We start from the raw sequence: 1998 nt of genomic DNA on the forward strand, positions 1-1998 counted from the left end.
GTCTATATCCCCGAAGACGGCCGCGGCACGCTGTGTATCTCATCCCAAGTGGGCTGCACCCTGACCTGCTCTTTCTGCCATACCGGCACCCAGAAGCTGGTGCGCAACCTGACCCCGGCCGAGATTGTCGGCCAGGTGATGATGGCGCGCGACGATCTGGAGGAATGGCCGGTGCCCGGCGCGCCCAAGGACGAAACCCGCCTGCTGTCGAACATCGTGCTGATGGGCATGGGCGAGCCGCTGTATAATTTCGACAACGTCCGCGACGCGATGAAGATTGCGATGGACCCCGAGGGCATCTCGCTGTCCCGCCGCCGGATCACGCTGTCGACCTCAGGCGTGGTGCCGGAGATTGCCCGCACCGCCGAGGAAATCGGCTGCCTGCTGGCGATTTCGTTCCACGCCACGACAAACGAAGTCCGCGACAAGCTGGTGCCGATCAACAAGCGCTGGAACATCGACACGCTGCTGCAGGCGCTGGCGGATTACCCCAAAGTGTCGAATTCCGAGCGGATCACATTTGAATATGTGATGCTGGACGGGGTGAACGACACCGACGCGGACGCGCACCGTTTGATTGAGCACATCAAGCGCTACAAAATCCCGGCCAAGATAAACCTGATCCCATTCAATGAATGGCCGGGCAGCCCGTACAAGCGGTCCTCGAACAACCGAATTCATGCCTTTGCCAATATCGTCTATCAGGCCGGCTATGCCTCGCCGATCCGCAAGACCCGCGGCGATGACATCATGGCTGCCTGCGGCCAGCTGAAATCTGCGACCGAACGCGCCCGCAAAAGCCGTAAGCAGATTGAGGCCGAAACCGGGGTGAAGTAACCCGGCTCCGGCCCCGGCGCGGCAGGGTCCCCGGCTGCCGTATCAAGTAAACAGGAAGTGGTCCTCGGTGAGTGTGCCGGTGTAGCCGGTCAACTCGATCTCGTGACTGCCGAAAAATCCGATCAGGGTGTTACCATTTACCTGTGTGATTGTCAGATCGCCGAATTCTTCCACTGAGGTGTCAGAGAATTCGATCCGGTCATCGCCTCTGCCGAAATCCGTAATAACTTCGTCTTCCCAATAATCGGCGGACACGAACACAAAAACATCCGCGTGTTTGCCTCCTGTCAAGACGTCAGACCCTTCACCGCCGACTAGGCGGTCTTTACCGTTGCCGCCGATCAGCCTGTCATCCCCCTGGCCGCCAAACAGCGTGTCCCTGCCGCCATTACCTTTCAGAAAATCGTCTTCACCGTAGGCGCCTGAATAGTCGGTCTCATCCAATCCGCCGATCAGAACGTCCGACCCCTTACCGCCCGCCAGCCTGTCTTCGCCATAGCCACCGGTCAGAGTGTCAGCGCCGCCGCCGCCGAACAGGCGGTCATCCGCTTCGCGCCCAATGACGGTATCTTCGCCTCCCCTGGCATAAATCTTGGTATCCTGCCCGGTCGCCAATACAGTTTCTGCACGGCTGCTGGCCTTGATCACCACGTCGCCCGCCGTATTGGCGTAAGCTCTCCATCCTGCGGTGCTGCCGGTATCGCCATAAAGATGGGTCAGGGCTTGCACATCAAACGTGCCCAGTTCCGTGACGTTGTACCCGGCATAGTTATAGGTCATCACGGTGTGTTCCTGGTCGTCCAGGTGGTCTGCCAGCGTAGTGTCACCGTCATGCGGATGTTCAAGGCCCAGCGCATGGCCGATCTCGTGCAGCACCGTTTCATAGCCATAGGATCCCGGCGCCATATTGCTGCTTTTAATCGCCAGTTCCCCCTCATTGGTGGAATATGAGGTGGACCAGGCAAGATCCGCCCAGCCTGCAGCAGAGCCGCCGTTGTAGCCAAAGGCGTTGATCATCGCCGGGCCGTCCGTTTCGACAAACAGCACGCCGGACGCCTCTTCAAACTCCGCAAGAGCCAGGCGGAAATAGTCGCGCTGCGTGCTGTTGAAGGACCAATAGCTGCTGGCGCCATAAGGGTCGTCAGCCGCATCCCCCAAGTC

General features: G+C 59.6%; 2 protein-coding genes. One reads left to right on the plus strand and one right to left on the minus strand.

The window, feature by feature from the left end:
* Window positions 1-837: 23S rRNA (adenine(2503)-C(2))-methyltransferase RlmN (rlmN, locus tag A2I95_RS33900; protein ID WP_291736870.1), on the plus strand; the 837-nt coding region annotated here is incomplete at its 5' end.
* Between the two features lie 42 nt (window positions 838-879).
* Here the strand turns inward: rlmN and A2I95_RS33905 are convergent.
* A partial coding sequence (locus A2I95_RS33905) for a reprolysin-like metallopeptidase (RefSeq protein WP_291736871.1) occupies window positions 880-1998 on the minus strand: 1119 nt, incomplete at its 5' end.

This window comes from Leisingera sp. F5 (genome assembly GCF_001593695.1).